The sequence below is a fragment of the Wenyingzhuangia gracilariae genome (genome assembly GCF_056387575.1).
The window spans coordinates 1,508,252-1,533,877 of record NZ_CM150748.1; the positions used below are offsets into that span (position 1 = coordinate 1,508,252).

The following is a 25,626-nucleotide window of genomic DNA, read 5'->3' on the forward strand; positions in this document are numbered from 1 at the left end:
TAGATTTGTTTAAAAAAACAAAATGAGTAAAATAGTTCTGTATTTATTAACTTCTCTTGTTCTAATAGGTTGTAGCTCTACATTAAAAACGGTAAAAGCAAACAACTTAAAACCATATCAATACAAAAAAATTCTTTTTGTTACAGAAACCTATGACAGTGGTTTGAGCTGGTCTAAAAAATTATTTAATACTGATGTAAGAACAAAAGAAACCGTATCTAACATTAACCAAAAGACCGTAGAAAAACTAACAAAACAACTAACTACAGAAAATAAACATGTTTACAGCTATTTTATTCACAACAAGACAGTAGACAAACTTGCTCTAAACCAAGCGATTGAAGCCCAAATCATTCAACAAAAAATTGACACTTTGGTTTTAGAAAAAGGAATTGATTTGGTTTTTACCATTTATCCCGATGAAATAAAAAAAACATACAACTATGGAAGTGCTGCTCCTATTTCCCCATCTGGAGTAACCAATTACAACATGCAAGCCTCTACAAACTCTATCAACTTACAATTTACCTATATTTTTACAGCTATAGACACCAAAACAAACTCAGAAGTTTGGAAAGGTACTTACCAAATTAACAATGCTAGCAGTATTTTTAAAAACGTGCCTAGTACCATTACCAAAAAACTACTTGAACAAATTAAAAGAGATCAACTTTTTTAAGATTCTAAAAACATTCGCATGAGTATTACGCTTTTATCCTCTCCCCTACAAGGATTTACAGATTTTAGATTCCGTAATGCCTTTCATCATTTTTTTGGAGGAATAGACACTTTTTACGCTCCTTACATAAAAATGAATGGCAAAATGGTCATTAAAAACAATTACCAAAGAGATTTAAATCCAGACAACAATCAAGTTCCTGATTTAATTCCGCAAGTAATGACCAACAATCCTGATGAGTTCTTATTTGTAATTAAATACATTCAGTCTTTAGGATATAAGGAATTAAATTGGAATTTAGGTTGCCCTTACCCAATGGTAACCAAACAAGGAATGGGGTCTGGAATGATTTGCGAACCACAAAAAATAGATGACGTTTTACACAAAGCCCATAATGAAAGTGATGTAACTATTTCTATGAAAATGAGAATGGGTTACGAAGAGCCTACCGAAATTTTAGAAGTGTTTCCTGTTTTAGAAAAATATCCGTTAAAAAACATTGCCATACATGCACGTATAGGAAAACAGCTATATAAAGGAGGAACCGATTTAGATTCTTTTCAAAAATGCGTAGAAAATAGTCCTCATAAATTATATTACAACGGAGATATTACAAGTGTACAAGCTTACAAAAATTTGCAAGACCGTTTTACCACCATAGACCATTGGATGATTGGTCGTGGTTTAATAGCCGATCCTTTTTTACCTAGCATGATTAAAAACAACACTACGGAATACCCAGAAAATAGGTGGCAAATTTTCAAAGAATTTCATGATACTATTCACCAACAATATGATGAAGCTCTCTCTGGCCCAACTCCTATAAAAATGAAAATGTTAGGCTTTTGGGAGTATTTCTCTCAGTCTTTTGACAACCCACAAAAAACCTATAAAGCCATCAAAAAAGCAAGCAACGCATATAAATACAAAATGGCTGTAAACGAAATTTTTGCAAAACAACAATAAACAAAAGTATTGGTTCTAGTTGCTGTTTCTTTACTGATAAGCTGTAAAGATTTATGATATTTTTTAAATTATAGGGGTAGGTATTTTTAAAAAACAGAATAAATCTTTACAGTAGTACCATTAGAAATAAATTGGTAATTGTTAATTTATATCAAAAATAAAAAACATAATTGGTTTACCAATAGCCTTATAAGCCCTTAATAGCCCAATAAGACTTTTTTTTTAAACCTCTCTATCTATTTCAGAAGGTAATATTTGATGTGTTTTTTGAAAAGTTTTAGAAAATTTACTTAAATTTTCGTACCCAAACATAGAGGCTACCTCTCTTATAAGAACCTTATTATTCTTTAATATTTCCATAGCCAACTCCATTTGTTTTGTCTGAAAATATTTTAACATTGTGGTACCGTAATACAACTTAAAATTCTTTTTTAATTTGGTAGGAGATATTTTAAATTTAGTAGAAATCCTATCTATTCCTACAAACTTAGCCATTAAATTTTGTCTTAAAAAAAAGGCTATTCTCTCTAACCTAAGCTTTTCTTTTTTAGACAAATAACAACTTGGTGTCGTAGGATGAGGATCTAAAGAATCAAAAAAAAGATCAAATACTTGATATGATATTTTTTTTAACTCTAAAATATTTGGCTTAGAAAATGATGCAAATGTATGTCGTAACTTTTCTATCAAGTTATTTACCTCTCCTTTATTCGTTTTTTTATTTATAAACGTAATTGTATCATTCTCAAAAATATTTTTAACATTTAGAGCAATTCCAGAAGAATTTATTAAGTTTTTACATGCCCAATCTTCACTAAAATAAAAAACATATAAAGATTCTTTTGAGCCTTTAAAATGACAAGTTAAAAAATCTTTAGCTGGTTTAAGAAAAGAAATAGATTCGTTATTTACCTTATGGTTATCTAATAAAATATGATTGGTAAATCTATTGTTTTCTATACTATTTAAAGTAATGCTATAGTAATTGGCCGGAATAGATTTATCGTAAATACCGGTATATGATACGTTGTTCTTATAGGTTATTTCTGTACCTATAATCCACAAACCTTTTTCTAACTCTACATAATTTAAGGTACCATTTATAAAAGGATTGTTTAACTGTAAGTTTTGTTTTATTGTATTGTGCTTTACAAGAGGATACTTAGAAGAACTCTTTACTATAACACTTGGAGAATTGGCTAAAATAAACAGATTAAAAAAACCTTCTGAATAAGTAAAAAAGAATTGTTTATTTACCGTAATCCATTTATTTATCTTTTCTATAAGCATACTTAATTTTAATCTTTTATAAACAACTTAATATATACATCAATATTAAAACAAAAAATGTTTACATCCCTTGTGTTTATAACTATATTAAGCTGTTTTTTTTAATTACTTACTTACAATAAATAAACTATTTTTGCCCTATGGTAAAAGAAATTCAACTTCGTATAAAACTGCAAGAGGAAACCAAAGCTAATATTTTAGAAATAAAAGCTGCACAATGGTTAAGTATCTCTAGAAAAGACATTACAACAGTAAAAGTCTTACGCAAATCTATAGATGCCCGTAAACCTCAAATTTACTTTAATTACAAAGTAGCTGTTTATATAAAAGAAGCTGCTCCAGAGCAGTCTGAATATCAATTTAATTACCAAGATGTTTCTAACAAACCCGAAATTCATATTGTAGGTTTTGGTCCTGCAGGAATGTACGCTGCCTTGCGTTGTATAGAATTGGGATACAAGCCTGTGGTTTTAGAACGTGGAAAAAATGTGCAAGACAGACGTAGAGATTTACGCCAAATTAACCAATTTCACAATGTAAACAACGATTCTAACTACTGTTTTGGAGAAGGGGGTGCAGGAACCTATTCTGATGGAAAATTATATACCCGAAGTTTAAAACGTGGTGACGTTCGTAGGATTTTTGAAAACCTAGTTTATCATGGAGCTACCGAACAAATTTTAATTGATGCTCATCCACATATTGGAACCAATAAACTTCCTAAAATTATTGCTAAAATTCGTGAAAACATCATCCATTACGGAGGAGAAGTTCATTTTGAATCTAGAGTTGTTGACATCATTACCAAAAACAATAAACTACAAGCCATACAATTACAAAACGGAAAAGAACTTACAGCCAAAGCATTAATTTTAGCTACCGGTCATTCCGCTCGTGATATTTATGAGTTGTTAGATAAAAAGAAAATTGCCTTACAAGCAAAATCTTTTGCCATGGGAGTTCGTGTAGAACATCCGCAAGAAATTATAGATAGCATTCAATATCATTGCGAAGGAAGCAGACATGAATTGTTACCTGCTGCTGCTTATGGATGGGTAGAACAAGTACGTGAACGTGGTGTGTATTCTTTTTGTATGTGTCCTGGTGGATTTATTGTGCCTGCTGCCACCGCCAATGGCGAAGTGGTGGTTAACGGAATGTCACCATCCAAAAGAAACAACGTATTTGCCAATTCTGGAATTGTGGTAGAAATTAATGCCGATAAAGATTTGTTTAAATACGAGCAATACGGAGCTTTAAAAGGCTTGCAATATCAAAAAGATTTAGAACGATTGGCTTTTACTGCTGGAGGAAGAACACAAACAGCTCCAGCCCAAAGACTAACCGATTTTATTGATGGAAAATTATCTCCAACACTAAATCCAACCTCTTATCAACCTGGGTTAAACTCTGCTCCGTTACACTCTCTATTACCCAAAGCTATTGGAGGAAGATTGCGTAAAGGTTTTGCACAAATTGGTGCTAAAATGCACGGATACAACACCAATTTAGCCAATATTGTAGGAGTAGAATCTAGAACTTCATCACCCGTAAACATTCCAAGAAAAGAAAATTTAGAACATCCAGAAATTGAAGGTTTGTTCCCTTGTGGTGAAGGTGGTGGTTATGCGGGTGGAATTATATCTGCTGCCATGGATGGAGAACGTTGTGCCGAAGCTGCTATTCAAAACCTAAAATTGTAGCTACAGGCAAACTACTAAAGAATTGTATATTTATAGTAAAAACCTAAAAACATTTATTTGTAATGACAAAGCTACTAATATACTCAGGGTTTGCTGGCATAACCGTTTTTATAGGTGGAGTTTTGGCCAATTTATTCAATCATCATGTTAAAGAAAGTCCAGTTAAGTATGAAATAACACACACTTTTATGTCTTTTGGGGCAGGTATTATTTTATCCGCACTGGCATTAGTTCTTATTCCAAAGGGTATGGAAGAACTTAGCTTATTTCCTTTTTGTGTTTCTTTTTTAACAGGAGCTTTATTGTTTATGTTCCTAGATCAATATTTAAATAAAAAAGGGAATCAAACAGCAACACTACTTGCTATGATTATGGATTTTTTACCTGAATCTATAGCCTTGGGAGCTGTATATGCTATAGAACCCAACATGGCTACATTATTAGCCGTATTTATTGGTTTGCAAAATTTGCCCGAGGCTTTTAATGCTTTTAGAGATTTGACTCAGAGTGGTTTTACAACCAACAAAACACTCCTTATATTTTTCTTTTTAAGCTTTTTTGGAGTTTTAGGTGCGCTTATAGGTCATTTTTTCTTGAGTAATTATCCTGATTTAACAGCTCATTTAATGACTTTTGCTAGTGGAGGAATTTTATATTTATTAATTCAAGATATTATTCCAGAAAGTAAATTAAACAAAAACTACCTTACTTCTTTAGGAGCAATTTTTGGATTTTTAGTTGGAATTATTGGGGAAAAAATAATTTAATTTTACGCAGAGACTAACTCTTTTTAATCTCTTTTAAAACACTGCATACAGTCCTATTTTCTTCTTTCTTTACACTACCTTGCACACATAAAATTTACTTTGCTAAATGATGTCTACACCATATAAAAACCAAGAAAACATTCTTTCTAAATTAGGAATTAACACGTTAAACCCTATGCAATTAGCTGCACAAAAAGCCATTGCTACAAATAAGAATGTAGTTTTATTGTCTCCTACTGGAACAGGAAAAACACTGGCCTTTTTACTTCCTTTAATTGAAAAACTATCTTCTAAAAGCAAAGAAGTACAAGCTGTAATTATTACGCCATCAAGAGAATTGGCCATACAGATTGAACAGGTATTTAGAGAAATGGGAACAGGTTACAAAGCAAATTGTGTGTATGGCGGCCGACCTATGTCTAAAGACAAAGTAGAATTGGCTCATACTCCTAGTGTTTTAATTGGAACTCCTGGTAGAATTGCAGATCATTTACGCAAAGGCAGTTTTGAAACTTTTGACATCCACACCTTAATTTTAGATGAATTTGACAAATCTTTAGAAATTGGTTTTGAAGAAGAAATGAGTGAAATCATCCATTTACTTTCAGCTGTTCAACAAAAAATATTAACCTCTGCCACACAAGAAATTGAAATACCAGCTTTTGTAAATATTCAAAATCCTGAATTGATCAATTTTTTAAGTGAAAAAAAATCTCAATTAGTCATTAAAAAAGTTTTGTCTCCAGACAAAGACAAACTAAAAACACTAATTGATACCTTGTGCTATATAGGAAACAAATCAGGAATTATTTTTTGCAATTTTAAAGATACCATACAGCGTGTGAGTGATTATTTAACCGAACACGAAATTAGTCACGGTTGTTTTTATGGTGGTTTGGAGCAAAAAGATAGAGAACGTGCTTTGATTAAATTTAGAAACGGAACCCACAAAATTTTAATTGCGACAGATTTGGCAGCTCGTGGTTTGGACATTCCTGAAATTGATTTTTTAATTCACTATCAATTGCCTTTAAAGGTAGAAGAGTTTACACATAGAAACGGAAGAACTGCTAGAATGCATAAAGAAGGAACTGCTTATGTAATTCAATGGAAAAAAGAAGACTTACCCGATTTTATTACTACTGATGATATAGCTCATTTAAACCAAGCTACTTTTCCAGAACCATCGCCATGGAAAACATTGTTTATTTCTGGAGGACGACAAGACAAAATATCTAAAGGAGATATTGCCGGATTGTTGATTAAAAAAGGAAATTTATCTGGAAACCAAGTTGGAGTGATTGAATTAAAACACGATTGTGCCTTTGTTGCCATTCAGAGTAAAAACATTCAATCTTTAATTCATCTTGTAAACAACCAAAGACTTAAAAAAAAGAAAGTAAGGATTCAGGTTATCTAAAGACAACATTACCATAAAATAATCTACATGAAAACCACCAACAAACAAAAAGAAAAATGGCTTTTAATTGCCATGATATTAAGTATGTGTACTTGGGGTACTAGTTGGACAAGCGCTAAGGTTTTAGGTACTTACACCAGTGCTTTAAATTTAAGCTTTATGCGTTTTGTGTTGGTTCCTTTAACCTTAATTCCCATCACTTATTTTACCAAAACTAAAATAAACATTGCTAAAAAAGGATGGTTTCATGTTGCAGGTGCTTCTGTTTTTATATTGCTGTATACTCTCTTTTTTTTCAAAGGAGTACACAAAGGATTTCCTGGTGCGGGTGGGGTTTTGGTAACAACCATTAACCCTATTTTTGCTTATATAATTGGATTGTTTATTAGCAAAATACTCCCAAAAAAACAAGAATATATAGGACTGGCCTTGGGGTTTATAGCAGGAATGGTATTGCTAAAAGTTTGGGACAATACTGCAGCTATTTTAGATGCTGGAAATGTTTACTTTTTATTTGCAGCTTTTGTTTGGGCTATTATGAGTAAAATTAGTTCTCATGCCAATAAATTTGGGAATGCTATTGGTTTTAGTTTATGGACCCATATAATTACCGCAGTAGGATTGTTGTTTTTTGTGAATTTAAAAGAACTTTTATTACTGTGGTCTACCGCCGATAGTAAATTTTGGCTAAATATTTTATATTTTGGAATTGTAAACTCTGCTTTGGCCACTACCGTATTTTTGTATGTAACTGCAAAAATTGGAGCTGAAAAGGCAAGTACCTATATTTTTATTGTGCCAAGTACGGCTGTAATTACTTCTTATGTATTTCTTAGAGAAAACATTCTTTGGAATACTGTAGTAGGAGGTGTTTTGGGAATTTTAGCTGTGTTTATAATTAACGGAAAATTTGGACAAAAAAGAAGTAAAACTCCTTCTCCTATTAGAAATATTGTTAGGTAAAAACTTTAACGGGTTAACCATTGAATCAAAGCTGTTCAACAAGTTAAAGCGTAATTACTGTAAGGGATTTATTTTTCTACCATCACGGTAATGCACTTCTTTGGTTCTGGTTTCTTTAAATATCCCTTTTGGGTCTATATGAATCACAGACCATAAAGTGTCTATTTGTGAATTTTGCGTTGCTGATTGAAAATCATCGTCATAATAAGAAATCTCTACAGCATCTAAAACTGATGGAGTTAACCATTTTCCTTTTTTTTCTCCAATCCAACCCGAACCATCATCACCCGTAAAACCAAGAACACCAACACTTATAATTTGCAAAGTATCTTTGGGAGTGGTTGCTGCATATAGAATCTTAGTTCCCTCATTATTCTTGTACGTAAACGTAAAAACATTATAATTAGCCAACTCTTTGTATTCTTTAAAAGTAAATGTGTTTTTAGAATTAGATTCTTCGTAGTCAAAATAACCAATGTCTATTTTTTTAGGTAAAAGATAAGTTTCTATAAATTCTTTGGGAATGAATTTATCTTTTGCAATAGGTTCAGGATGAACATATACAAACGGAGACAATTGAGTGGTTTTTGATTTTATATACTCCAAATCAAAAACTGTAGGGACTACTGAAGTTGTGGTTTTACTCTCTAGTGAGGTAGAATTTTTATCATTATAAGATTTTGCAGTTTGTTGTGTGTAACAACTTATTAACAGCACTAACATTAGTATGATAAAAATTCTTTTCACTTGCTTTAATTTATCTTCTGTTTCTACTTCTTCCAAGTTTAGAGGCAGAGTTTCTTTTACTTTGCACCCATTTTGGAGCTTCTCCTGGCTTTTGTTTCTTTTTAGGAGTTCTTGGTTTTTGAGCTGCCTTAGGAGAATTAGTTATAGAAGGTCCTTTTTTTAATGCTTTTAATTCTTCTGCAGATGGAGCTTTAAAGGTAAAACCTTCTAAGTTTTGCAAAGGTAATTTAAACCCTAGTAATTTTTCAATATCTAGCGCAAACTTAATCTCTTCTGCACATACTAAAGAAATGGCTTTTCCACTTGCACCTGCTCTACCTGTACGTCCAATTCTGTGTACATAATCTTCGGGTACATTAGGCAATTCATAATTAATTACATGTGGTAACAAAGGAATGTCTAACCCTCTGGCAGCAATATCTGTAGCCACTAAAACTCTAACACTATTTTTCTTAAATCCGTCTAAAGCTTTTGTTCTAGCTGCTTGACTTTTATTTCCGTGAATGGCCGCAGCAGTTACTCCAGACTTTACTAGTCTTTCTGCTAACTTATTAGCTCCGTGCTTTGTGCGTGTAAAAACAAGAACTTGATTCCAGTTTCCTTGCTTAATCATTCCTATAACAGCTTGTGGCTTGTCTCCCTTATTAACATTATAAAATGTTTGTTTTACTTTTTCTGCTGTAGTGTTTTGTGGAGCAGATTCTACTTCAACAGGAGCATTCATAAACGTATTTGCCAAGGCTTTTATGTCGGTAGAAAAAGTGGCAGAAAACAATAAGTTTTGTCTTTCATTTGGTACTAAGGATAGTATTTTTTTAATATCTCTTAGAAATCCCATATCTAACATTCTATCGGCTTCATCTAAAACCAATATTTCTATTTTGGACAAAGACAATGCTTGCTGATTGATTAAATCTAACAACCTACCAGGTGTAGCTACCAAAACATCTACTCCTCTTCTTAAAGTTGTAATTTGTGGTTTGGGCTTTACACCTCCAAAAATAACAGCCGATTTAATATCTAAAAACTCACTATATTCTCTTACATTGTCATAAACTTGCGCTGCCAATTCTCTAGTGGGTGTTAATACCAACGCACGAATAGGTCTGCGTTTCCATTTATTTTGAGTTGATAACGAATGTAACAAAGGCAAGGTAAACCCTGCTGTTTTTCCTGTTCCTGTTTGTGCAGATGCCAATACATCTTTACCTTGTAAAATATGTGGAATGGCTTTTTGCTGAATTGCTGAGGGTTCTGTATATCCCTTTTTGTTGATGGCTTTTAATATAGCCTCTGATAATCCTAAAGATTCAAATGTCATAAATATATTTTAAGAATAAACACGTGGTTTATTCTGTAGCGAATGCAAAGGTACGACTTAATAAACGATATTACTCTTCTTTTTTTTAGGAATTGATAATGAACACATTACCTTACTTATATTTGTTTTGCAAATCATTTTAAGCATTAAAAGAACCATATTTAAAATTTTACCAGATCATTTTTACACCATTCAACAAAAAAAAGAAATAGATATGTACCTTTTTAATGAAAAAATAAAATTCATCTGTATTATAGTTCTACTTTTATCCTAAAATTATAGATAAACGACCTTATGAAAAAAATAGAAACACACACAGTACCTATCCTTCCTTATAGAGTCCGATTGTCTGATTATGCTGTAGGAATTTTTACTAGTATTCCTAGCAAAGCAGGTATTAAAAAAGCCCTTAAAAAAGGATTGATTCTTGTAAACAATCATAGAGGTGTTTCTGGTCAGTTTATAATTGGTAATGAAGTTATTGAGTTATTAGAGGACGAAAATCAGTTTAAGAAAAAAATTGATTTAGACTTAGAAGTGCTCTTTGAAGATGATTATTTAGCTGTAATACACAAGCCTCCAGGTCTGTTGGTAAGCGGAAACAAAGCCAAAACAGTAACCCATGCATTGCCACACAACTTAACTCCAAGTACTTTACCTAACGCTGTAAAACCTCAACCTGTACACCGATTAGATTTTGCCACTAGTGGATTATTACTAGTTGGAAAAACAGCCACAAGCATTACTGAATTGGGTAAATTATTTGAAAACAAAACAATTTACAAAACATACTATGCAGTAACCATTGGCAACATGAAAACAGAAGGTAGCATAGCAAGTCCTATAGATGAAAAAGAAAGTTTGTCTTACTACAAAGTTTTAAAAACTGTAGATTCCGAAAAGTTTGACAAATTAAATTTAGCACTACTTACACCTAAAACAGGTAGAAAACACCAATTAAGAAAACATTGTGCTTCTATAGGTACTCCTATTTTGGGAGATGATTTATATGGAATTGAAGGGAAAATCTTAAAAGGAAAAGGTCTGTATTTACATGCAAGCTCTTTAAAATTTATACATCCTTTTACTAAAAAAGAAATAACCATACAAAAAGAACTTCCTAAGAAATACAGTTTTATTTTTTAGTATAGGTAAACAATGTTCTTAAAAACAAAAAACACTTCTAAAAAGAAGTGTTTTTACTAGTAGCGGGAACTGGACTCGAACCAGTGACCTTCGGGTTATGAGCCCGACGAGCTACCTACTGCTCTATCCCGCGATTTGGATTGCAAATATAAGGCATATCTACAATTCTCACAAACAATTTTTAATAAAATATTTAATATCTTTTTAATTATTACTTAACACTTGATATTCTTACCTTTGAACAAACTATCAATCTTAATCTTATGCTCTCTAAAGCTTGTAAATATGCTATTAGGGCTATATTATTCCTAGCAATTCATTCTACCAAAGATAAAAAGATAGGAATTAAAAAAATAGCCGAAGAATTACAAACACCACAACCTTTTTTGGCAAAATTACTACAACAACTAAGTACTCATAATTTAGTTTCTTCTACCAAAGGTCCTGGTGGCGGATTTTATTTGTCTGAAAAAGATTTACAAAGCAAGCTTTGGGATATTGTTATAAACATTGACGGTACTGAAAAATTTGACGAATGTTTTTTAGGTCTTCGTTTGTGTAGCGATAAATATCCTTGCCCTGTACATCATATTGTAAAGCCTTTTAAAAATGAAATTCTTATAGATTTTAAACAAAAAACAATTACTGATTTGAAAAAAGAAATTGAGGACAAAGGAACTTTATTATCTCTTAAAATTTTAGAAAACTAATATCGGTTTTACAAAAACTACAAATTGCTACACGCTTTCTTTATGGTAAAATCTTAATGCATGTTCTTTTTGTCTATTTGAACTAAAATTAGAAACTCTTTTTAAATAACCAATTACTCTTGTAGCATGATCTACATTAGCAGAACCACATTTAGAACAAACATGTAATGTTTTTTTATTGATATAATTGCAATCATTGCAAATGGTTATTTTAATATTAAAACAAAAATAATTGCAACCTGCCTTTGCTGTGGTGGTTATTAATTTTACAAAAGCTTGTTGTGTTAATGTTTCTTCTAAATTTAAATGCAAAGCAGACCCTCCATCTAAATACTGAATATAATCTTTTCCATGGAGCATAATTTTATCTAATATATTCAATTGCTCATCTTCCACTGCATAAAAATATGAATTGTAACAATCTCTTGGCACTTTTAACCCCGCTTGCAAATCCCATTTGGCATTTTTAACTCCTAAATTTTCTGCTGGAACAAACTCTGTATTAAACAAATATCCCCATTTTTTTTTGGCTTTTTTATTTTCTTTATAAATGCTATGCAAATAAGTATTTACAAAATTTTTATACGCTTTTGTATTTTGTGCTTTTATACCTAAACTTTCTGCTGCTTCTACCATTCCGTTAATTCCGATGGTTAAAAATTGTTTGTCTAAAGAAATAAATCCTGAATTGTAAACGGGTAACAATCCGGCCTTGTTATATTCATCCATCAAAGTTCTATAGGCTACTTGATACTTATGAATTTTACGAACTTCTTGTTTAATATCTTTTTTTTGTTGAACTAACCGATTCATGTTTAAAGTTATTACGTTAATAGAACCTGTGGCAACTCCTCCTGCACCTAAAGAATAACTAAATGTATGATCGGTAATTTCATTTCTTAACCTGCAACATGAAGCCAAACTATCTGCATTTTTAGACTGATAAATAAAAAATGAGTTTCCTTCGCTTAATTCTTTGGCACACATGTTTGTAAATTCAACATCTTTAGGTTGTTCATTTTCTATCAGCATGGCTGCCGTAATTACCGGAAATGTTAACACAGCTTTGGTTCTTTCTTTATTAAACCAATTCATAAAAAAAGCTTGTAGTTTTTTTAATCTATCCCATTTAGGTTTTTGCATATTAGGAAAAACAAAATTGCCAAACATGCTGTTAAAATAATGCTCATCATACAAAGAAATGTTCCAAAAAACAGATTGATATCCTCTTGCTGCAGCAGGTTGATTGATTGCATATACCACATGTTGCAAATGGTTTTTTATGGTTTGAGTTGCATCATTTAAATAATGTTCTCCGTAATCTATTGCTGCAAAATGATCAAAATACATTAGAAATTCTACCGTGGCTAAAGCCCCTGCAAACTGAGAACTAATGGCAAAAACTAAGTTGACAAACTCTCCACAAAAACTTTCCAAGTGTTTAGGTGCCTGACTTTCTCCTCCTAATTTAGTTAAACCATCTAACAAAAAAGGATACATATTTATAGAAACACAATAAGGCTTTAAGGATGTTTCATCGTGTACATAAATTTCATGATTTTCTATTTGCCTTTCATATTCATTGGCTAAATCATTCCCAAACAACATCGCTATTTTACCTTTTAACAAACTTCTATTTACTTGAATATTGATGTCTTTATTTAGCTCAGCCTCCATAGTTGCTATGTTTTTAGACGTAACATTTGCATTGGCATCTACGGTAGATCCATCTGCTGCATTTTTTGAATACAGATATTGATTGATAAAATTTATTTTTTGAGCAATCTGTTCCTCTGTTAATCGAATCATAATTTTTTATTTTGAAATAATACATTTAATTTTTTTCCTGTAGATACTTCTTTAAAAACTTGGTTTGTGTTCTTATGGCTTAATCCTCCTTTTTTGGCATTCCACTCTCCTGTTTTTACCCAGTCTAAATTTTCTAAAATTTGAGTATCTACTTTATTTAAACCTGTATACAAGCATGTTTTGAATCCTTTTTTTTTAGCTTGTTTTAACCTTTTTACCAAAGTGTGTTTTTCCCATTCTCCTCCCATAAACAGCACACAGGTTGCATAATTTTTATACATACTTAAAAACGATGTAAATATTTTACCTGTTAACTTTTGTCCTATTTCTTTTTTAAACAAAAAAGGAGAATGACAACCTTTACATTTTAAGGTGCATCCGGAAATATAAAAACACAAACTTATTTCGTTAGGTACCTCTTGTAAAACAATATCTGACTTGTAAAAATTCATATTAAAAGATATTTTTATCTTTTAATAAAGATATTATTTATATCTAAACAAACCTTTTGGGTATGTTTAAAAGTTATTAAAGGAGTTATGAACAACAAAGATTAGAACAAATGATGAAAATAGTATACCTTAGAACTTATAAGAACCATAATTTTAACAATATTAATTACATTTGATTAATTCGGAATAAACCAAAAGTTATGCACATAAAAACAACTAAAGACTCATTAGTTTTATTTTTACTTCTTTTATTTTTCTACGTTTCTGCATGGACACAGGCTCCATTTTATTTTGATCGTATTACCACCAGAAATGGTCTTTCTCAAAGTGATGTTAATGCAATTCATCAAGATAAAAAAGGCTTTATGTGGTTTGGTACTCATGATGGACTTAACAAGTTTGATGGTTATGATTTTACCACGTACAAACCCGATAAAAACGACAGCACTTCTATTGGTAGTAATTTAATTTATAAAATTATTAGTGACAAAGATGACAACCTATGGATTGGTACCACGGGTAAAGGAGTAGATTTTTTTGAAAAATCTACGGGGAAATTTCATCACATTACACACGATAAAGACAACCCTAATAGCTTATCTAGCAATTATGTAAACTCTATATTTATAGACAATCAGGAAAGATTATGGGTAGGAACTAATAACGGACTTAACGTTGCAAGTTTAAAAAACAAAGACAAAAAAAAACCTCTTAATTTTATTACTTACAACCTAGTTACAAACAAAATTAACAGTAGTCTATACAAAAGCAGTATTTACTCCATTTATCAAGATAGACAAAATCAAATTTGGGTAGGATCTTCTAAAGGACTTTTTATGCTTTCTAGAGATTCTATGGGAGAAATCTATTTTAATTGTATTAATGATAAAATTGGTTTGCCTTACGGACCTGTTACTTCTATTATAGAAGATCAATTTGGAAAAATAATTATTGGTACAGGTACTGGTCTTTATGTTTACAGATCTAAACCTACCTTAAAAAAAATTAAAGAGTTGTATTCTGGTTTTATTAGCGTAGTTAATATTGATAAAAACAACAACATATGGGCAGGTAGTAATTATGGTTTGATTACCTATAAAAACAACGATAAAAATGGATTTCCTCAAAAGAAATATCATTATGTATACGATCCTAAAGACGACAAAAGTATTAGTAAAAACGTAATTAAATCTATTCATATAGATAAAACAGATATTATATGGATTGGAACCCAAGGTGGTGGAATTAATAAAATAGACACCTCCAAAAAGGGATTTAGAATTGTAAAAAACAACATAGACCCTAATAGCCTTAGCTACGATAACATTAGAGCCTTTTATGAAGATGAAAACGAAAATCTTTGGATAGGAACTGAAGGAGATGGAGTAAACATTGCTTTAAAAGATAGCAAGTATCAAAAATTCATACGAATCAACAACTTTAGAAAGTGCTTTTCTATTATCAAACTAAAAAATCAAAACAAAATATTATTCGGAACAGAATCAAGTCCAGGGCTTTACGAATTAGACTTAAACAAAGTAAAAGACCTTAAAAATATCACCAAAAAAGATATAAAATCGAACCCTAAAGTTGTAAACAGCGTATTTTCTATGTTAGAAGATAGCAATCAGAATTTATGGATTGGTACCTATAATAACGGAATACACAGATGGCTAAAAAATAAAGATGGTAGCTATACAAAAGACATAATAGAACATAGCGAAACCAATTCCACTACCATTTCTAGCAATATTATCAGAAAAATATACGAAGATAGTGAGCATAATATTTGGTTTGGTACTGCCAATGGATTAAGTAAATTAAGCAAATCTCAAATTAATTTGCCTAACCCAAAGTTTATCAACTATAAAAACGTTCCTAACGATGAAAACAGCATTAGTCACAATTATATTTTAGAAATACTAGAAACCAAAGATCATAAATTATGGATAGGTACTTTAGGTGGTGGAGTTAATAAATTAACCACTCCTCTTAACCAGTCCAATGCAAAATTTGTTAATTATTCTGAAGATGATGGCTTAGCTAATAATGTAATCAAAGGAATATTGGAAGATGACAATAACAACATATGGATTTCTACCAACAAAGGATTGTCTAAATTTACACCGTCCGAACGAATTTTTAAAAATTATGACGTTAACGATGGTTTACAAGCCAATGAATTTCAAGAATTAGCTTGTATTAAAAGAAAAAACGGAGAACTTCTTTTTGGTGGAATTAGTGGTTTTAACACCTTTTACCCAAAAGATATAAAAGACAATCCATACAAAGCTCATGCAGTTGTTAGTAATTTTTCAATTTCTAACCAACCTATACACAGAGGGCAAGAATTTAACGGAAGAGTGTTGCTCAAAAAGCCTATTCACGAAACCAATTTGTTAAATCTAAAACATGATGAGAATAGCTTTTCTTTTGAGTTTGCTGCCCTACATTATGCAGCTCCTGAAAAAAACAAATTTGCCTACAAATTAGAAGGATTTGACAGAACATGGATATACACCAACTCTAAAAAAAGATTTGCAACCTACACCAATCTATCTCCAGGAGAATATACTTTAAAAATAAAAGCATCTAACAACGACGGTATATGGGAGGAATCTAAAAAACAACTACAACTAGTTATTAGTCCTCCTATGTGGAGAACTCCAGGTGCCTATATTTTATATAGTTTATTAATCGGTTTTATTTTGTTTCTATTTTGGAAAAGTATTATTAAAAAAGCACAACAAAAACACATATCAGAATTAGAAATCATCGAAAAAAACAAACAAGATGAACTCCAAAATTTAAAGCTTGAATTTTTCACCAACATATCTCACGAGTTTAGAACTCCTTTAACATTAATAAAAGGCCCCTTAGATTTTTTACAAAAAAAAGGACTGCAAATTAAGCCACAAACTTATGAAGAGCAACTAAAATTAATTCAAAAAAACACCAACTACCTTCTTAGACTAGTCAATCAATTACTAGACTTTAGAAAAATGAATCAGGGTAAAACTACTTTGGTTATGAGAAACAGTAACATTGTTAGTTTTATACAAGAAGTAGCAGAACCTTTTCAATTTTTAGTTCATAAAAAAGACATTAATTTTCAGCTGCACACACCTAACGAAAATATAAAAAGCTGGTTTGATCATGATGCCATAGAAAAAATCATCAACAACCTACTTTCTAATGCCTATAAATTTACACCTCAAGGAGGAAGTATTAACATTTTTGTACTTCACGAAGACAATCAGGTGGTTATAAAAGTTATTGATTCTGGGATTGGAATTTCTAAGCATCAAATGAAAAATATTTTTGAAAGATATTACACCAAAAAAGATAAAAACGAAAACAACCCTACAGGTATTGGAATTGGACTTGCTTTTACAAAAAACTTAGTAGAGCTACACCAAGGTAAAATAGAAGTAAATAGCGAGAAAAATAAAGGTACAGAGTTTATTATAACACTACCTACTAACAAAGAAGCTTATTTAGACAACCCTTCTATTGTGTGCAAAGAAGATACTGATAGTGATTACGACACAAGATCTTCTGAAATGGAGTCTTTTGCTATTGATGTTAGTGATGATGTAACCGATCAAACCCTAGCTAAAAACAGAGCTAACGAACTTCCTATTTTATTAATTGTAGATGACAACGAAGATATTAGAACGTTTATTAGACATTCTTTAGAAGATGAATACAAAATATACGAAGCAGAAAACGGATTACAAGGTTTTGAAATTGCTTCTAAAATAATTCCTAACGTTATAATTACAGATTTAGTTATGCATATTATGGATGGAATGGAATTGTGTGAAAAACTAAAAACAACCGTAACAACTAGCCATATTCCTATTCTAATACTTTCTGCCAAACTTTCTCAAGAAGTAGAATTACAAGGGTTAAAAAATGGTGCCGATGACTATATTAGAAAACCATTTGATATGGAACTATTAAACTTAAAGCTTAAAAACATTACTCAAAAAAGAGCTCTTTTAAGAAAAAGATTTAATAGAGAAGTAAATCTTAAACCTGCCGAAGTTACTGTTACTAGTGCTGATGAACGCTTTTTAAAACAAGTTATTGAAATTATAGACAAACACATGTCTAACACAGAATTTAGTGTAGAAATGCTAGTAAACGAAATTGGTCAAAGTAGAAGTAACTTATATTTAAAATTAAAAGAAATTACTGGACTATCTTCTAGTGAATTCATACGTAGCATTCGTTTAAAAAGAGCCATGCAATTGTTTGATACCACGGACTTACCTGTAAAGGAAGTAATGTACAAAACAGGATTTAGTACCGCTTCTTACTTTTCTAAATGCTTTAAAAAACAATTTGGAGCCAAACCAAGCGACTATTTAAATAAGAAAAAAGGAAATTCTGGTAATATTTCAGTTGATGATTTGTTAGACTAGATTGCAAACATTGTATTTAAAAAAGACTAATGAAATTTTCATTAGTCTTTTTTTATTCAAGCTACTCTTAACATTTTTTATTTGTATGGAACACCTTTTAAAAACATACAACATATTTACTCTAATTCGTAAATTTTAGAATTGATAAACTACAGTTTAAATCTTATTATTTTTTACAGAATTCCACCCTATATTAAAAACCGATCATTAATTTAATACACAACTTTAATTTTGTTTGTGTATTGAAACGAATACTCATCATACATCAAATAAAAATAACATATCCTATTTAGCACCATCGTACTTAAGTAAACAGAAATCAGCCTATAATTATATACTTACTAAGTTTAGTTCAACTCTGGATATAAAATCAAACAAAAAACTTTTACTTTTCTCTCTTAAATTATTCATTGTTAAATCATATAAAAGAATTCTATTCACAAGCTGTTTTGAACAAGTTTTAAAACACTTCAAAAAAAACTGTCTGATAGATATTTATCAGACAGTTTACTTAAATTCTTAGAGCTTAAAATTAAGGCCTAGTTTCTACTTTTTGTAAAAAGAAATCATCCATATAAATTGTTGTCTCAGCAGTATTATCTCCTCCTGCCAACAAACGAAGCCATATCTGAGCAACATCCGAAGGAGTTCTTGTATACGTTCTAGTTACTTCAACCCACTTATCCGTTTCAATTTCAGATAAAGTTTGATTTCCATTCCATCCCCAGTCATTTAACAACCATAAAGAGGTATTTAATGCCAAATTAGGACTATTTGCAGAATCAATATACACCTTAAATTTAACAGTATATTCAGCTTCTGCTTCTAATGAAATTATTTCAGTATTAGGAAATTTATAACCCGCTTCAGCACTTGGTTCACCTGGCATCACTGTCATTTTTATACTCTTTGTTCCTACAGCTACTTGTTCTGTAGATAACTCTACATGAGTTGAGTTTCTCCACCAAGGTGTAAATAGATTACTATTAGCAACATCTTCTGGTAACAAGTTAACATTATGCATACTTACAGGACTATCCATAAAAGTAACAGGAGTTCTAGTATCTGTAGATTCTAAATCACTACCCTCTTTAAAAGTTACTGTTACCACATCTGGTCTATAAATAGGCTCAACTAATTTAATGTCAATAAATGTAGCATCTGTGTCATTTACAACAACACTTTCAATATCAAAAACATTTCCATTTACCTTAACCTCAAAGAAAGATTCTTGACCAGCAACAGGGACAAACTCTCCGTTAAAAGGCACTCTAATTGTTTGGTCTTCTAACTCACGAATATTTCCTGTTAACTGAAAAGGTTTTGTTGATGGAATTACTTTTATAGGTGCTGGGAATACATAATTCTCAGAATCTCCTGGAATCTCTTCTCCAGTTCTATTTATATTTACTCCTCCAACAAACACTCCTAACTTTTTAAGAATCAAGTTGGCATCTTGACTTGCACTTGAGGCAATATTCTTACCACTTCCTGCATCACCCACTACAATAGGTGTTCTTACATAAAAATTACGTCCTGTAGGCTCTCCAATTACAGTATTGTCTATCATGTTTAATGCCTCTCCTGCTTCTACATAAATAGTATCTGTAGAGGTATGATCTACAACTGCATCTTGATATTTTACAACAACATCAGGAACAATTGTATCAAAAACTTTTACTACAAAAGTTGTGTCAATCACCCATTTATTCCCCACTTTGGTAGCAGACCAATCATAATCTACACCGTTTCTGTGTCCTCTAAAAGCTACAGAATCTTTAAATTCATTATACAATCTAACTTTTTGCAATCCAGATTTTCTAAACAATACATGTATTGTATGATCTCCCGAAACAGTATCACCTTCATTAATGATTAGTTTTTCTAAATTTTGTTCAGTTCTATCAATAGGTCCTTTTAAAAAAGCGTTACCTGTTTGTATTGTCCATGCATGATTTACTGCCCCAATAGACAAATCTGCAAAAGACAAATAATCATAAATATTTTTTTGTAATATTTGTGACGTCCCTTCAGATGTATAAAAACCTACATCTGAAAAATCACCAGGTGACTCATAGCCTCCTGTAGTACATCCCACTATAAAAGTGGACAATGCTATTAGTGTTATTTTGATTTTATTTTTCATTTCTAAATGTTTTATTCTGTAAATATTATATATGCTACCTGTATTACTCAGAAATAACATCGTATAAACGACTATTTGTAATTTCTTCTGAATTAGGTATTGGCCAATACGCTTTAGATTCATTATAGTTTTCTGCAGCTTTTTCAAACTCATTCCATTCTGGTTCTATGTTTGGATCTCCTTCTGGCAATTCAACCACAATAGAACCCCATCTAGTTGCTACAGAACCATTAGGCATTGTTACAGCATAATCTGTTGCATCATATCTTTTAGCTGCTAATTCTTCAAAACGTTTCTTTTTTAAATTTTCTACTACAAAATCACCATAAATCCCCCATCTTCTTAAGTCAATGTTTCTATCTCCGTCACCTTCACAAGACAATTCTAATGGATATTCTTTAAATCGTAAATGCTCCATTAATGTTTCTCTTGTATACACAACATCATCATGGTCGTTTGCAGGATATTCTCCAGATCCATTAGGTCCTAATAAAACAACACCTGCTCTTCTTCTTACTCTGTTTATATACTTTAATGCTTCATCTAAATTCCCTAATTCTATTTGACACTCTGCATATTGTAAATAAATTTCAGCCAAACGAAGTAATCTTTCATTAATTCCTGAACGAACTTTTCCAGGAGACAAGGCATCTTCGTTAGCAACTCCCAAATCCCAGTTTGTATGCTTACGCCAAAAACAAGTCATACGTACATTAAAATTAGCTGCTTGACCCGTTTTTTCAAATGCATAGTAAGGTGTATCAATATCATCTACCAAAGCAACAGATTGAGAAGTTCTTAAACTATGAGCTCTAAACCTTTCTGCTCCGCTTTCATCTATTACTTTATTTCTTGGGTCTTTGGTATCAATTGGATCATTTCTGTATTCTAAAATTAACCAGTTAGCAGCTACAGCTCCCCACCATCCATTAACTCCTGTTAATCTTTTATGATATGAAGTGTTTGCAACATCTCTTGAATCCCAAGGACCTAGGTTTTCTTTAAAATCTAACGAGTATAAAACCTCTATAATAGACTCTTCATTTAACTCATCTCGGGTTGTAAAGTTGCTTCCTATATCTGGTGTTAATGAGTATCCATAGTCTTCTATTACACTTTTAAAATAAGTTGCTGCTGTTGCAAAATCACCATGATACATTGCTGTTTGTCCTAACAAAGCTACGGCTGCTCCAGCTGTAACCCTACCTTGATTAACTCCTTCCCAAGAAATTGGTAAATTTTTAGAAGCATAATCTAAATCTGCTTCAAAAAATTCTTTGATTTTTTCAGCTGGTTGTAATGGTTTAGCAAAAGTTTCTCCTAATTTGATGATATCATCATGTAAAACTACTTTTCCTTCGTTGTATTTATTGTACAATAAAAAATACATATATCCTCTAATAAATCTTGCTTCCGCTAAAATTTTTAAAGCTCTATCTTCTTCACTTTGATTTTCAAAATTACCAAGTAAATTATTACAAGCATTTATTACTTGATTTGCAGAGAATATTGTTCTATAATTTTGATGCCATTTTTTGTTAACTGCATCTGAAGCTTCATTAAATATCTGTAAATAATATTCATTAGAATTGGTTGGTCTCTGCCATCCACTAGCCCAAGCTAAATCACTTGTACTCATATCATCTATCAAACGAATATTTTGAGTACTAGCAAAGTTCTTATACGCTCCAACCAAACCAAACTCTAAATCTTCTAAAGTTTGCCAAAACGTTGTTGTGGATGGTTGATTCGAATTATCTTGTTCAAGAAATTCATCTTGACAACTTGTAAAAGTTACAGCCAACATAGAAAATATGGCTAACTTTATGTATTTTATTTTTTTCATCACTTTCATGTTTTTAGATTTTTTGATTAAAATTCTAATTGTATACCCCCTCTAACTTGAGCTGACACTGGATATGTACCTTTGTCAATACCTCTTGTACTCAATCCATTTCCTCCAACTTCAGGGTCATATCCTGTGTATTTTGTAAATGTTAACAAGTTTTGAGCAGCCACATAAAATCTTAGTTTATTAATTCCTATTTTTTGCGTTCTGTTCTTAGGAATTGTGTAACCTAAAGTAATGTTACGTAATCTTATAAAAGTTCCATCTTCTAACCAATAATCTGTATGTCCTCTATAATTGTTATGTGTTGCTCCTCTATCTACTGGTATACTAGAGTCGTTATTATAAGTAGTCCACTGATATAATAAATCTTGATGATTTGCAGACTTATAAGCCAAAGCTCTGTTACCATTTAAAATTTCACCCCCAAAAGATCCATACCACTGCATAGACATATCAAATCCTTTGTAGTATGATCCAAAGTTCAATCCCATTTCAAAATCTGGAACTCCACTTCCTGCATAAGTTCTATCATCAATTGTTATTTTACCATCACCATTACTATCTACATACATTAAATCTCCAATTTTTGCATTCTTATCAATTAGCAAGTATTCATCTAATTCTTCTTGATTTTTAATAACTCCTTTTGTTTCATGTAAAAAGAACGCACCTGCTTCATATCCTTCACGAGCAACTGTTGTTAAATCAGAATCATTACTGTGTCCTGATATAGTACTTCCATCAAAGTAAATAATAGGATTGCTTGAGTGCATTTTTGTAATTTCGTTTACGTTTTTTGTAAACGTCATTGCTGTATTCCAAGAAAACTTACCTCTATGTCTATATTTAGCAGCAACCTCAACCCCTTTGTTAACCATATTTCCAACATTCATAACTACAGTTTCTGTCAAACTTCCTCCACCATTTGAAGGAGGTACTCTTACAGGGAGTAACATATCTTTTTTCTCTGTTTTATATACATCAACATTCATTGTTAACTTGTTAGATAAAAAAGCCATATCTACCCCTAAGTTGTTAGAAATTGATGTTTCCCATTTTAAATTTGGGTCTGCAAAAGACTCTTGAGTTGCTCCATTAAACAAAAATTCTTTACCACTCTCATCTGAAAACAAATAATCTCTACTTAATTGAATTACTGGTGAAAACCCATAATCTGGTGCACCATTATTTCCTGTGGTACCTCTACTTGCTCTAACTTTGAACTGGGAAACATATCTTTTAATTGAGGACCAGAAATATTCATCATGAACATTCCAACCCAAACTAATAGAAGGGAAAATACCATAAGGATTCTCTCTAAATTTTGAAGATCCATCTCTACGTACCAAGGCGTTAACTAAATACTTTCCTTTATAATTATATTGAACCCTAGCCAATCCTCCAATTAAAGTTGTTGTTCTATCTTGAGTCCATTGATTGTTTCCTGATTCTACATAAGCTGCATCATCTAACGCATTGTTTAATACAGTAATATCATTACTAAACAAACCAAATTTACGAGCTAAAAACTGAGAATATTTATATTCCTCTGCTGAATAAGCTAACGTAAAATTAAATTTATGACTTCCTATTTTTTCATTGTAGTTTAAAAAACCATCCCAAGTTCTTTTGGTTTGTAATGTACTTATATTGGTTACACTAGAAGGTGTATTTATAATTTGAGTTCCATCATCTCTTACTGCCACAAAATTAGGGTTTACTGTAATTTGAGTTCCATTATTGTAACTAACAGCAGCTCTTGTTGTAAATCTTAATTTATCTGTAAGGTTGTAAGATGCGTTAATATTAAAATCAAAATATTGATTTTCTCTATTATTTGTTTGAGATAGTTTTTGCCCTAAATAAGAAATATTTTGTGCTTCATTTTCATCTCCAACATTTTCTAATACATCTGCATCTGTAACCAATTCTGGTCTTAACGGATCGTATTTAATAGCATCTTGAATTAATCCCCAAGGAGAAATCTTATTATCTTCTACCCTAAAAGAAACTCCAGTCTTAATATCCCACTTTCCTTTTTTGTAGCTCGTATTAGATCTTAAATTGAAACGATCGTATTTAGAATTGTACAAAACTCCTTCTTGACTAAAATAACTACCATTTACATTATAAGACAACCCATTCTTACCTCCAGAGACACTTACATTGTGGTTTTGAATAACCGCATTGTCATTCTCTATTAAATCAAATAAATTAGTATCATTTGTAATAAAGTGCGGAGATCTTTCTATGGTTGTCCAAGTATTACCAAATCTAGTTCCATTTAAGGCTTCTCCTCTTAATACCAACTGAAATAATTTCTGTTCTCTATTTAATGTAGGAGTACTTGAAGTAATTTTTTGAATACCGTAGTAGCTATTCAACCTAACACTCATTTGACCTTCTTTGGCTTTTTTGGTAGTAATTAAAATTACCCCTGCAGCTCCACGAGTTCCGTAAATAGCCGCAGATGCACCATCTTTTAATACATCGATGCTTTCAATTTCATTAACACTTAGTTTAGGGTCATCTTCATAAGGAATTCCATCAACTACATATAAAGGTCTGTTATTCCCATAAATAGAGTTAACTCCACGTATTTGAACATTAGACTCTTCACCAGGTTCTCCAGAAGTAGCAACTACGTTTACCCCTGCTATTTGTCCTTGTATGGCTGACCCAATATCTGACGTTGCAGTTTGTTCAATCACTTCGGACTTTACACTAGCTACAGCTCCTGTAACCTCCTTCTTTTTTTGAACTCCATAACCAACCACAACTACTTCTTCTAACTGTGCTGCATCTTGTTCTAAGTCTACTTTAACAATTGTTTTTCCTTTTACAGGCACTTCTTGTTTAACATACCCTAAATAGTCAACAACTAAGACATCTTCGTTTTTCACGTCAATCTCAAAATTCCCATCAAAATCTGTTACGGTTAATTTTCCTGTACTTTTTACACTTACAGTTGCTCCAATTATAGGCCCTTCACTTGAACTAACGTTCCCCGAAACTTTTTTCGATTGTGCATGCATAAAACTGAAACTAAAAACACTAATGAGAGCAAAAAGCAGCCCCTTGGCTTTTAAGTTATCTAATTTGAATTTCATAAGTTTAAGTTAATTTATATTATCTGTTACAAAGGTGATTAAAATGTGTTTTCACCAGGATAACGGATTAACAAATAAACACATCAAATGTAGAAACACCCTACTTTTACTCAAC

The 25,626-nt window shown here is 31.5% G+C and carries 17 protein-coding genes and 1 tRNA gene; 9 read left to right on the forward strand and 9 right to left on the reverse strand.

Features of this window, described 5'->3' with window-relative positions; genetic code table 11:
* Nucleotides 1-22 precede the first annotated feature (22 nt).
* Entirely contained in the window at nucleotides 23-679 is a 657-nt protein-coding gene (locus tag ACY2IJ_RS06580) for a hypothetical protein (protein WP_476726356.1), read from the forward strand.
* A gap of 18 nt (nucleotides 680-697) precedes the next feature.
* Complete coding sequence (locus ACY2IJ_RS06585; protein ID WP_476726357.1) at nucleotides 698-1,645, forward strand: tRNA dihydrouridine synthase; 948 nt, start codon at nucleotides 698-700, stop codon at nucleotides 1,643-1,645.
* Between the two features lie 222 nt (nucleotides 1,646-1,867).
* Here the strand turns inward: ACY2IJ_RS06585 and ACY2IJ_RS06590 are convergent, their stop codons facing one another.
* Nucleotides 1,868-2,935, reverse strand: a complete 1,068-nt coding sequence (locus tag ACY2IJ_RS06590; RefSeq protein ID WP_476726358.1) for a helix-turn-helix domain-containing protein — start codon at nucleotides 2,933-2,935, stop codon at nucleotides 1,868-1,870.
* Nucleotides 2,936-3,075: 140 nt separating this feature from the next.
* Here ACY2IJ_RS06590 and ACY2IJ_RS06595 point away from each other — a divergent pair, with 140 nt between their 5' ends.
* The 4 genes from ACY2IJ_RS06595 (at nucleotide 3,076) to ACY2IJ_RS06610 (ending at nucleotide 7,788) form a co-directional block, all read left to right on the forward strand.
* Nucleotides 3,076-4,638 carry an NAD(P)/FAD-dependent oxidoreductase gene (locus tag ACY2IJ_RS06595; protein WP_476726359.1) on the forward strand — a complete coding sequence of 521 codons (1,563 nt, stop codon included), beginning with the start codon at nucleotides 3,076-3,078 and terminating at the stop codon, nucleotides 4,636-4,638.
* 62 nt (nucleotides 4,639-4,700) lie between these two features.
* A complete protein-coding gene (locus ACY2IJ_RS06600) occupies nucleotides 4,701-5,405 on the forward strand; it encodes a ZIP family metal transporter (protein ID WP_476726360.1) in 705 nt (234 codons plus the stop codon).
* 109 nt (nucleotides 5,406-5,514) lie between these two features.
* The gene (locus ACY2IJ_RS06605) at nucleotides 5,515-6,825 is read left to right on the forward strand and encodes a DEAD/DEAH box helicase (protein ID WP_476726542.1); all 1,311 of its coding nucleotides are present in this window, start codon (nucleotides 5,515-5,517) and stop codon (nucleotides 6,823-6,825) included.
* Between the two features lie 27 nt (nucleotides 6,826-6,852).
* Nucleotides 6,853-7,788, forward strand: coding sequence for a DMT family transporter (locus tag ACY2IJ_RS06610; RefSeq protein WP_476726361.1), 936 nt, complete (start codon nucleotides 6,853-6,855; stop codon nucleotides 7,786-7,788).
* Nucleotides 7,789-7,842: 54 nt separating this feature from the next.
* Here the strand turns inward: ACY2IJ_RS06610 and ACY2IJ_RS06615 are convergent, their stop codons facing one another.
* Nucleotides 7,843-8,571 (reverse strand): hypothetical protein, encoded by a 729-nt coding sequence (locus ACY2IJ_RS06615; RefSeq protein WP_476726362.1) that lies wholly within the window; start codon nucleotides 8,569-8,571, stop codon nucleotides 7,843-7,845.
* Complete coding sequence (locus tag ACY2IJ_RS06620) at nucleotides 8,546-9,856, reverse strand: DEAD/DEAH box helicase (RefSeq protein WP_476726363.1); 1,311 nt, start codon at nucleotides 9,854-9,856, stop codon at nucleotides 8,546-8,548. Before ACY2IJ_RS06620 ends, ACY2IJ_RS06615 begins: the two co-directional genes overlap by 26 nt.
* A 294-nt stretch (nucleotides 9,857-10,150) precedes the next feature.
* Between ACY2IJ_RS06620 and ACY2IJ_RS06625 the strand changes: the two genes are divergently transcribed.
* Nucleotides 10,151-11,002 (forward strand): RluA family pseudouridine synthase, encoded by an 852-nt coding sequence (locus ACY2IJ_RS06625; protein ID WP_476726364.1) that lies wholly within the window; start codon nucleotides 10,151-10,153, stop codon nucleotides 11,000-11,002.
* 60 nt (nucleotides 11,003-11,062) lie between these two features.
* Here the strand turns inward: ACY2IJ_RS06625 and ACY2IJ_RS06630 are convergent.
* Nucleotides 11,063-11,135, reverse strand: a tRNA-Met gene (locus ACY2IJ_RS06630).
* Nucleotides 11,136-11,265: 130 nt separating this feature from the next.
* Here ACY2IJ_RS06630 and ACY2IJ_RS06635 point away from each other — a divergent pair.
* Nucleotides 11,266-11,712, forward strand: coding sequence for an RrF2 family transcriptional regulator (locus tag ACY2IJ_RS06635; RefSeq protein WP_476726365.1), 447 nt, complete (start codon nucleotides 11,266-11,268; stop codon nucleotides 11,710-11,712).
* A 27-nt stretch (nucleotides 11,713-11,739) separates the two neighbouring features.
* Here ACY2IJ_RS06635 and nrdD read toward each other — a convergent pair whose 3' ends face one another.
* On the reverse strand, nucleotides 11,740-13,521 hold the full coding sequence (gene nrdD, locus ACY2IJ_RS06640) for an anaerobic ribonucleoside-triphosphate reductase (protein WP_476726366.1): 1,782 nt from the start codon (nucleotides 13,519-13,521) through the stop codon (nucleotides 11,740-11,742).
* Nucleotides 13,518-13,973, reverse strand: a complete 456-nt coding sequence (gene nrdG / locus ACY2IJ_RS06645; RefSeq protein WP_476726367.1) for an anaerobic ribonucleoside-triphosphate reductase activating protein — start codon at nucleotides 13,971-13,973, stop codon at nucleotides 13,518-13,520. Before nrdG ends, nrdD begins: the two co-directional genes overlap by 4 nt.
* 200 nt (nucleotides 13,974-14,173) lie before the next feature.
* Between nrdG and ACY2IJ_RS06650 the strand changes: the two genes are divergently transcribed.
* Nucleotides 14,174-18,403 carry a hybrid sensor histidine kinase/response regulator transcription factor gene (locus ACY2IJ_RS06650; RefSeq protein WP_476726368.1) on the forward strand — a complete coding sequence of 1,410 codons (4,230 nt, stop codon included), beginning with the start codon at nucleotides 14,174-14,176 and terminating at the stop codon, nucleotides 18,401-18,403.
* A gap of 532 nt (nucleotides 18,404-18,935) precedes the next feature.
* Here the strand turns inward: ACY2IJ_RS06650 and ACY2IJ_RS06655 are convergent.
* From ACY2IJ_RS06655 to ACY2IJ_RS06665, 3 genes are read right to left on the reverse strand one after another with little or no spacing between them, the layout of a single operon-like run.
* A complete protein-coding gene (locus ACY2IJ_RS06655) occupies nucleotides 18,936-20,549 on the reverse strand; it encodes a hypothetical protein (protein ID WP_476726369.1) in 1,614 nt (537 codons plus the stop codon).
* A 43-nt stretch (nucleotides 20,550-20,592) separates the two neighbouring features.
* Nucleotides 20,593-22,395 (reverse strand): RagB/SusD family nutrient uptake outer membrane protein, encoded by a 1,803-nt coding sequence (locus ACY2IJ_RS06660; protein ID WP_476726370.1) that lies wholly within the window; start codon nucleotides 22,393-22,395, stop codon nucleotides 20,593-20,595.
* Between the two features lie 26 nt (nucleotides 22,396-22,421).
* Nucleotides 22,422-25,511 (reverse strand): SusC/RagA family TonB-linked outer membrane protein, encoded by a 3,090-nt coding sequence (locus ACY2IJ_RS06665; protein ID WP_476726371.1) that lies wholly within the window; start codon nucleotides 25,509-25,511, stop codon nucleotides 22,422-22,424.
* Nucleotides 25,512-25,626: the final 115 nt, after the last annotated feature.

Excerpts from the sequence above, each read along its gene's own strand:
- ACY2IJ_RS06600 (WP_476726360.1), top strand. The coding sequence starts at position 4,701 with ATGACAAAGCTACTAATATACTCAGGGTTTGCTGGCATAACCGTTTTT.
- ACY2IJ_RS06610 (WP_476726361.1), top strand. The coding sequence starts at position 6,853 with ATGAAAACCACCAACAAACAAAAAGAAAAATGGCTTTTAATTGCCATG.
- ACY2IJ_RS06635 (WP_476726365.1), top strand. The coding sequence starts at position 11,266 with ATGCTCTCTAAAGCTTGTAAATATGCTATTAGGGCTATATTATTCCTA.
- ACY2IJ_RS06605 (WP_476726542.1), top strand. The coding sequence starts at position 5,515 with ATGTCTACACCATATAAAAACCAAGAAAACATTCTTTCTAAATTAGGA.
- ACY2IJ_RS06620 (WP_476726363.1), bottom strand. The coding sequence starts at position 9,856 with ATGACATTTGAATCTTTAGGATTATCAGAGGCTATATTAAAAGCCATC.
- ACY2IJ_RS06580 (WP_476726356.1), top strand. The coding sequence starts at position 23 with ATGAGTAAAATAGTTCTGTATTTATTAACTTCTCTTGTTCTAATAGGT.
- ACY2IJ_RS06595 (WP_476726359.1), top strand. The coding sequence starts at position 3,076 with ATGGTAAAAGAAATTCAACTTCGTATAAAACTGCAAGAGGAAACCAAA.
- ACY2IJ_RS06660 (WP_476726370.1), bottom strand. The coding sequence starts at position 22,395 with ATGAAAAAAATAAAATACATAAAGTTAGCCATATTTTCTATGTTGGCT.
- ACY2IJ_RS06590 (WP_476726358.1), bottom strand. The coding sequence starts at position 2,935 with ATGCTTATAGAAAAGATAAATAAATGGATTACGGTAAATAAACAATTC.
- ACY2IJ_RS06585 (WP_476726357.1), top strand. The coding sequence starts at position 698 with ATGAGTATTACGCTTTTATCCTCTCCCCTACAAGGATTTACAGATTTT.
- ACY2IJ_RS06650 (WP_476726368.1), top strand. The coding sequence starts at position 14,174 with ATGCACATAAAAACAACTAAAGACTCATTAGTTTTATTTTTACTTCTT.
- nrdD (WP_476726366.1), bottom strand. The coding sequence starts at position 13,521 with ATGATTCGATTAACAGAGGAACAGATTGCTCAAAAAATAAATTTTATC.
- ACY2IJ_RS06665 (WP_476726371.1), bottom strand. The coding sequence starts at position 25,511 with ATGAAATTCAAATTAGATAACTTAAAAGCCAAGGGGCTGCTTTTTGCT.
- nrdG (WP_476726367.1), bottom strand. The coding sequence starts at position 13,973 with ATGAATTTTTACAAGTCAGATATTGTTTTACAAGAGGTACCTAACGAA.
- ACY2IJ_RS06655 (WP_476726369.1), bottom strand. The coding sequence starts at position 20,549 with ATGAAAAATAAAATCAAAATAACACTAATAGCATTGTCCACTTTTATA.
- ACY2IJ_RS06625 (WP_476726364.1), top strand. The coding sequence starts at position 10,151 with ATGAAAAAAATAGAAACACACACAGTACCTATCCTTCCTTATAGAGTC.